An 8,008-nucleotide genomic window follows, 5' to 3' on the forward strand; every position below is an offset into this window, starting at 1 on the left:
TTTTCAACTATAGTTTAAGAAGGGTGCATTTCAAAAACGCACCCTTTACCATTATCCTCTTAGAATCAAATATTTCTTTAACATCAAATGGTCTCTCTATATAAGCACCATCTATATCCTTTTGTCTTATTATCTCAGCTTTGAAATTATACCTCAAAGTTATCACATCTAAGATTTTTTATAATTATATCATTAAATATTTATTATTTCTCTTATGAATAAACCTTTTAAATGTTGCTATAAATAAACTATGAATGATTTTATATTTGAGGTGAAAATTATGGAATCTATTGAAAAAATGATAAACGAGCATAAGAATATATTGAGCAAAGATATCTTAACATGCTTAATGAACTTAAAGAAGAATTAATAAATTGTAAAGGATAGAATATGAAATGAAACGAAGTATACTTTTAATGGTTCTAATTATTACCTCTTTATTGAGCTCATGTGATAGCTTGAATTTGAAATCAATAACGTCATTACAAAAAAAGAAAATATATCAGTAAATGATTATGTTTTTCATGATAAAAACGTAAAGTTAAAATTTAAGGGTATAGGAAACGAGTATGCAGAAAAAGAGATTTATATTGATTATTTAAAAGAAAATAGAATTCAATATCGAATTAATAATCCTGGAACAGTTATGTGTCAAATAGTAGAAATAAAGAATGGTGAACTTAGGGTTATTTATAACCAAGGAGAGTTTTATTATAGATATAACCTTTTGAATAACACGTATAATGATAAATATGATGTGATACTTAAAGAACCAATTAAAAAAGGCACTACTTGGTATTCAAAAGATAGAAATAAAAGATATATTAATGCTATAAACAAAAAAATTAATACTCCTTTCAAAAATATTCAAGGGGTTGAAGTTATTACTGAAGGTAAGGATTATAAGATTTATGATTACTTTGTTAAAAACTTAGGTCTTGTAAAAACAGTATTCGTAGCTAACCAATCATCAATAGAAACCACTCTTGAAAAAATCGAGAAGAATGCATTAGTTACTCAAATTGTTAAATTTTACTATCCGAATATTAATAATAATAAGATTGAATATGAAGAAAAAATGGTTAGTTTTCAAACAAATGATTCTGTCCCTGAAAAATTCTTAATGTATTTAAGAAATCCTTCTCAAAAATCTCACTTTAAAATATTTGATAGTAAAACAAAAATAAACAAGTTAATATTAAATGATAACATAGCTATTTTAGATATATCTTCAGAATTTATAAATTATTTAAATAGTATAAAACAAAAAACTTTGATACTTCAAAGTCTTGTTAACACTTTTGGAAATTACTATAATGTTAATAAAGTAAAAATAATTGTAAATAATAACGTAATATATGAAAATAAAATTAGCTTAATGAATCATTAAATTTGATATTATTATAAAATAATGTGGTATATATAAAATTAAATATATTTATAGGAAAGGTGTTCTTAAATGAAAAATATTAGTAATACTGATAAAGTAATCAGAATTATTATAGGCATTATTTTATTAAGTCTTCTGTTTATTTTAAAAGGTAATATAAAATTTATCGGTCTAATTGGACTCATTCCATTAATAACAGCATTTTTAGGATTTTGTCCACTTTATAAAGTTTTAGGCATTAGCACCTTAAAAAAGAAATAAGGTAAAAGAGGATGTTATTTGATACATAAACATCCTCTTTTTTAATGTAGCTATTATATAAAAAATAATTTATTTTTATTTACCTTTAATATAAAATCTTTCATATAATAACATATTAATTAAATTGGACATTAATATTATAAATTGCTAAAATATAGTTAAGCAAAATGGTCATAGAGGTGATTTTATTGAACTATATAATAAGACTTACAAAACTTGCTAAACATTACTGGAAATACTTAATTGTTGCGGGAATTAGTACTTTAGCAATAACAGGCCTTAATCTATTAGGACCCTGGCTTATAAGAATGCTTGTTGGCATTGTAACAAATATTGAAAAATATCCAAACGCTAAAAAGTATATATTAAATATTTCAGTAGTATTAGTATTATCTTACTTACTAAGAATTGTATTTCAGTTTCTTAGTAACTATTTAGCTCATTATGCAGCTTGGAATTTAGTTGCTGAAATGAGGGTTAAGGTTTATGATAAACTACAAGATTTATCCCTTAAATTTTTTCATGACAAACAAACAGGGCAGCTCATGTCAAGAGTAGTTAATGATACTGCAAATTTTGAGGCATTAATCGCTCACGCAATTCCAGAACTTTTTACTAATATTTTAATTCTATTAGGTGTTGCTATCATTCTATTTGCAATAAATCCAGTTTTAGCATCTTTTGCTCTTATTCCAATACCATTTTTGTTATTAAGTGGTACTTTATTTGCTAAAAAGATTTTACCAAACTTTCGAGAAGCACAAAGAGCTCTTGCTGACTTAAATGCTAATTTGCAGGATAATATTGCAGGAATTCGTGAAATTCAAGCATTTAATCAGCAACAAAAAGAGCACATAAGAATAAAAGAAAGCGTATACAAACATATTTCAGCTTTATTAGGTGCCTTAAAATTAAGTGCTGTTTTTCATCCGTCAGTTAGTTTTTTAAGTTCAATTGGCACAGTAATTGTAGTTTCATTAGGAGGGGTAATGGCACTGAAAGGTAAGTTGCCTGTCGAAGATATTGTAGGATTTATTCTTTATCTTAGTATGTTTTATCAACCCATAACAGCATTAAGCCAAGTATTAGAAAATATGCAGCAATCTTTAGCAGGTGCTGAAAGGGTTTTTGAGATATTAGACACAGAATCTGAAATTAAAGAATTACCTAATGCCATCAATCTCAATAATGTTAAAGGAAAAATATCATTTGAAAATGTTTATTTTTCATATAATCCAGAGGTTCCTGTATTAAATAATATTTCATTTAATATTGAGCCTGGACAAATGGTAGCTTTTGTTGGTCCAACTGGTGTTGGTAAAACAACAATTATGCATCTATTAAATAGGTTTTTTGATGTTAATAATGGTAAGGTTTTAATTGATGGTATCGAAATTAAAAATGTAACCCTTACATCTTTAAGAAATAATATTAGTATGGTTATGCAAGATGTTTTTCTTTTTAATGGTACCGTTGCTGAAAATATAGCATATGGGAATCCAAATGCTACAATGGAAGATATAATAAATGCTGCAAAAATTGCTTGTGCTCATGATTTTATTTCAAAAATGCCTGATGGATATAACACATATATTGGTGAAAGAGGTGTTAAATTATCAGGTGGGCAAAAACAAAGACTTGCAATTGCAAGAGCAGTCTTAAAAAATTCTCCTATTTTAATTTTAGATGAAGCTACTTCTTCAGTGGATACTGAAACCGAATATGAAATACAAAAAGCAATTAATAATTTAGCAGGAAGCCGTACAATTTTAATAATTGCTCATAGATTATCAACAGTTAAAAAAGCTGATAAGATTATTGTACTTAATGAAGGTGAAATAGTAGAAGTAGGTAATCATGAAGAACTATTAAAACAAAAAGGCTTATACTATCATCTTTGTCATACACAATTTGTTGAACAAAGTGAAATAAATTGCATTGTTAATAACTAAAATAAAAAGAGAGCATCTATTTAATATCAAAAATAGATCTCTCTTTTTTTCATTTGATAATTATTTAGCAATTCTAAACATTTATATTAAGTGTTTTAAATAGACCTCTCTTGTATCATTATCGAATAAAATTAGTGAATGTTTTTATTTCTTTTTCTGGTTCATTAATTTTAGTCTTACCATTTTCGACTAATTTCAAAAGCCATGCCATATTTTTGCCAAGCACTCTTAAGATTTGAATACCTTCTTCGTCTTTAAAAATTTCACCAGGTCTTGCACCATGAACAACATTCCAATAATTTGTAGTTGGAATTAACATTTCAGCATAGTTCAAATAATTATTTAGTTGATTGAAGGTAGTAACACCTCCAGAACGTCTTACTGTTACTAATGCTGCACCTACTTTGTGCCTGAAAAGATTTCCATTTGAAGATGAAACATAAAAAGCCCTATCTAAAAATGCTTTCATTGTTGCTGAATATGTACTGAATAGCAATCATATATACGATTGTCCCACATATTATGCTAATTAAATTATTTCTCTTCCAAATATGTAAAACTACTACTGTTATAATTCCTAATATCTCAGGAATCCCAAATGGAAAAGTAAATAAACTAACATTTCTTAAGCAATATATTATAAGCATAGCTATAACAGCAGGTGGTAAATAATTGCCTATATATACTATATATTTTGGTGTGGCCTTATCCTTTCCAAAGAAAATAAATGGAGCTACTCTTGTACCAAAGGTAACTGCTGCTATAACTAGTATTGCACTTAAGGTGTAAATATTGCTAGAATTCAATGTTTAGTCTCCTCCTCTCCTATATAGGTATCCCTATCTATTTGTTTCTTAAATATTATTAAAACTAATGTTATAAATATCATAGAAGGTAAAATCATGTTGTTTGAACCGAAAATTAATAGCGATATAATAGTGCAGGCAATACCAATTATTACCGGAATATGAGTTTTATATGTAAACCACTGTTCTATAAAAATAACAACAAATAAAGCTACCATAGCAAAATCAATTCCCTTTGTATTAAATGTGATCAATGAACCTGCAATAGAACCAATTAATGTTCCAATTATCCAATATATTTGATTCAAAAGTGCAATACAAAAGAAAAATAGATTACTATCAATTCCTTCAGGTACTTTTGAAGAACATAATAATGAGTATGTTTCATCAGTAAGAGAAAAAATCATATAGTTTTTTTTCTTACCCATTACTTTGAATTTATCTATAAATGATAATCCATAAAATACATGTCTGATATTTACAAACAAAGTCATCAATGCTATTTGAATTAAGCCTAATCTACTAGTTAATAAGTTAATAGCTATAAATTGCATAGATCCTGCATAAACTGTTAGACTCATTAAAATAGCCCACAAAAAATTATACCCAGATTTTTCAAAGAGCAGTCCAAAAGCTATTCCAACTGAAATGTATCCCAGCATAACTGGTATTGTAACTGGAAATGCTGCTTTAATTACTTTTTTCATTTGTTTCACTCTTTCATTCAAATAATTTTTCTTTAATATATATTATAACATTTCTTTTTGTAACTAACATTACTGTTCTGATAGAAGCTGCACTTCACTTCTAATAATATTGTATTTTCGCTATCAAGGCAGTTAAAAACTGTATGTTCTTTTCAGTATAAATCAGATAATTATTTACAGTTTCTCCTAATGATAAATTAGATTATTCAATATGGTTTAAATAAATCAATTTTTACAATATCGTTAGTTAAAATAATCGGGCTGATTACATATAATATGTGATATATTGTTAAATGACAAATTTTAAAAATAACAATAGCCACCTTATTAAAGATGGCTTTACTTTTATAATATAGAATGCTCTAGCATTTTTTAATTTAGATAAAATTACAAAAAAACTATTTCCTTCTATTTCTATATTCTTATTAGCCTATCTTCTCTAGCATGAAATTGTAAAGTTCTAACTTTCTTAAAGTCTTTAATTTTAATATGTATTTGAAGCTATTATTTTTTCAATAAATCTCTTATTTCTTGAAGCAATAAAACTTCATCGGATGGTTTTTGATGTTCTTCTTTAACCTCAACTATTTCTATTTTCTTTTCTCTCTTTAACCTATTTATTAATTTTATAAATAAGAAAATTGAAAATGCAATAATTAAAAAATCAACAAGATTTTGTATAAATATACCATAATTAAGAGTAACTGCCGGAATATCTCCATGAGATCTTTTTATGATCAGTTTTAAGTAAGTAAAGTTAATTCCGCCAGTTAATACACTTATAATTGGCATAATTATATCATTTACTAAAGACGAAACAATTTTACTAAAAGCACTTCCTAAAACAACACCAACAGCTAAATCTATAACATTACCTTTTACTGCAAATTCTTTAAATTCTTTTAGCACAATAATCCCCCATTTATATGTATTTAGATAAATTATAACATAATCTCTGCTGCATATTAACCAATTGCTTTTATAATTCATTTTAACTATAAAATACTAATTAAATCATTGATATAATAGCATATTTTATTGTATAATAATGCAAGCACTTTTTGGGAGGGGATATTTTGCTATACCCACTGTTTTTTGAACCTGTGTATAAAGAAATAATATGGGGTGGAAGAAAATTAGAAAAATATTTTAAGAGACAAATTCCAGATGGTAATATTGCAGAGAGCTGGGATGTATCTTGCCATAAAAGCGGTATGAGCATAATTAGAAATGGTAAGCTTAAAGGGAAAACATTAAAGGAAGTATTAGACTTTTATGGTGAAGACATATTAGGAACTAAATACAATTCATTTCCATTATTAGTAAAACTAATAGATGCAAATGACAAATTATCTGTTCAGGTGCATCCAGATGATGAATATGCTAATAGGGTTGAAAACCAACTTGGTAAAACTGAAATGTGGTATGTAATTGATGCTAAAGAAGATGCAAAACTTATATATGGTCTTAAAAAAGGTATAACAAAAGATGATTTTAAAAAAGCTATAAGTTATAACACAGTTGAAGAATGCCTAAACTATGTTAGTGTAACAAAAGGAGATATAATTTACATACCTTCTGGAACTGTTCATGCAATAATGGATGGGCTATTATTAGCAGAAATACAGCAAAGCAGTGATGTAACTTATAGAATATATGATTGGAACAGGGTTGATAAAAACGGTAACAAAAGAGAACTTCATGTTGATAAAGCGTTAGATGTTATTAATTTTAATTTTGAAGGATTAGTATTAAAGCCTAATTTTAAAGATTTCAAGAATTTTAGCATAGCAGATGCTGTTATTAGCCCATATTTTAATGTTAAGATAATAAAAATTTCAGAAAGCTATAAATCTACTTCAAATAATGATACTTTTACCATTTATACAGCAGTAGAAGGTATTGGAGAAATAAAATGTGACAACACCAATTTCACAATAAATAAAGGTGATAGTTTTCTAATTCCAGCAACTCTTGGTAATTATGAAATAACCGGTTGTTTGACTCTTTTAGAAACAACTGCATAAATAGATTATTCCTATTACAATCAATATATTTGTTAATTTCCCCATAAAAGAAAAACACCTTTCTGTTTTAATATTACAGAGAGGTGTTTTTTATGTTTTATTAAACTGGACAACCAATTTGGCTAACGAATAAAGTTGGTAAATACTTTCATTTCTTTCTCTGGCTCTTTAACCTTTTCTTTACTATTTTCAACAAGTTTTAATAGCCATGCCATATTTTTACCTAATACTCTTATTATTTGAACCCCTTCTTCATCTTGAAGGACCTCTCCAGGTCTTGTACCATGAATAACACTCCAATAGTTTGTTGTAGGCAACAACATTTCAGCGTAATTCAAGTAATTATTAAGTTGATTAAATGCTGTAACACCACCAGAACGTCTAACAGTAACTATCGATGCCCCAACTTTATGTCTAAAAAGACCTCCGTTTGAAGCTGATACATAAAATGCCCTGTCTAAAAACGCTTTCATTGTAGCTGAAATATATGAAAAATGTACTGGAGAAGCTAAAATAATGCCATCAGCAGCCTTCATTTTTTGAATCCATTCATTTACTTCATCATTTATTACACATTTTTCATTTCTGTTTTTTGCACACATACCACACGCAAGACACCCTCTTAAAGCTCTATCTCCAACGTGAACAATTTCAACTTCGATACCTTCTTTATTTAGTTCTTCAGAAATAATCTTTAGAGCATGATATGTATTCCCTTCTTTTCTAGGGCTGCCATTAAAAGCTACAACCTTCATTAAATATACCACCTCACCAATTTATAATATTGTTATTACATTTAATTATATATTAATAAAGTATAATTTAAAATTATTACAGCAAAAATAACAGTATAAAATAAAACTTT

Annotated in this window: 9 protein-coding genes and 1 pseudogene; 4 read left to right on the top strand and 6 right to left on the bottom strand. The window is 27.0% G+C overall.

Annotated elements, in window-relative coordinates:
- Positions 1–7: 7 nt before the first annotated feature.
- Entirely contained in the window at positions 8–157 is a 150-nt protein-coding gene (locus ACAG39_10925; GenBank protein ID MEZ0537744.1) for a hypothetical protein, read from the bottom strand.
- Between the two features lie 489 nt (positions 158–646).
- Between ACAG39_10925 and ACAG39_10930 the strand changes: the two genes are divergently transcribed.
- The 3 genes from ACAG39_10930 (at position 647) to ACAG39_10940 (ending at position 3,603) form a co-directional block, all read left to right on the top strand.
- Positions 647–1,390, top strand: coding sequence for a GerMN domain-containing protein (locus ACAG39_10930; protein MEZ0537745.1), 744 nt, complete (start codon positions 647–649; stop codon positions 1,388–1,390).
- A gap of 69 nt (positions 1,391–1,459) precedes the next feature.
- Complete coding sequence (locus tag ACAG39_10935) at positions 1,460–1,651, top strand: DUF2892 domain-containing protein (protein MEZ0537746.1); 192 nt, start codon at positions 1,460–1,462, stop codon at positions 1,649–1,651.
- A 188-nt stretch (positions 1,652–1,839) separates the two neighbouring features.
- The gene (locus ACAG39_10940) at positions 1,840–3,603 is read left to right on the top strand and encodes an ABC transporter ATP-binding protein (protein MEZ0537747.1); all 1,764 of its coding nucleotides are present in this window, start codon (positions 1,840–1,842) and stop codon (positions 3,601–3,603) included.
- Positions 3,604–3,721: 118 nt separating this feature from the next.
- On the opposite strand, the pseudogene ACAG39_10945 reads toward ACAG39_10940, so the two are convergent.
- The 4 genes and pseudogenes from ACAG39_10945 to mscL form a co-directional block, all read right to left on the bottom strand.
- Positions 3,722–4,093 (bottom strand): annotated as a pseudogene (locus tag ACAG39_10945) (flavodoxin family protein).
- Positions 4,053–4,409 (bottom strand): branched-chain amino acid transporter permease, encoded by a 357-nt coding sequence (locus ACAG39_10950; protein ID MEZ0537748.1) that lies wholly within the window; start codon positions 4,407–4,409, stop codon positions 4,053–4,055. Before ACAG39_10950 ends, ACAG39_10945 begins: the two are co-directional and overlap by 41 nt.
- Complete coding sequence (locus ACAG39_10955) at positions 4,406–5,116, bottom strand: AzlC family ABC transporter permease (GenBank protein MEZ0537749.1); 711 nt, start codon at positions 5,114–5,116, stop codon at positions 4,406–4,408. Before ACAG39_10955 ends, ACAG39_10950 begins: the two co-directional genes overlap by 4 nt.
- A 504-nt stretch (positions 5,117–5,620) precedes the next feature.
- Complete coding sequence (gene mscL / locus ACAG39_10960; protein ID MEZ0537750.1) at positions 5,621–6,031, bottom strand: large-conductance mechanosensitive channel protein MscL; 411 nt, start codon at positions 6,029–6,031, stop codon at positions 5,621–5,623.
- Between the two features lie 161 nt (positions 6,032–6,192).
- Between mscL and ACAG39_10965 the strand changes: the two genes are divergently transcribed.
- Complete coding sequence (locus ACAG39_10965; protein MEZ0537751.1) at positions 6,193–7,143, top strand: type I phosphomannose isomerase catalytic subunit; 951 nt, start codon at positions 6,193–6,195, stop codon at positions 7,141–7,143.
- Positions 7,144–7,265: 122 nt separating this feature from the next.
- On the opposite strand, the gene ACAG39_10970 is transcribed toward ACAG39_10965, so the two are convergent.
- Positions 7,266–7,898 (bottom strand): flavodoxin family protein, encoded by a 633-nt coding sequence (locus ACAG39_10970; GenBank protein ID MEZ0537752.1) that lies wholly within the window; start codon positions 7,896–7,898, stop codon positions 7,266–7,268.
- Positions 7,899–8,008 lie beyond the last annotated feature (110 nt).

This window comes from Caldicellulosiruptoraceae bacterium PP1, assembly GCA_041320695.1.
GTDB lineage: Bacteria > Bacillota > Thermoanaerobacteria > Caldicellulosiruptorales > Caldicellulosiruptoraceae > JBGGOQ01.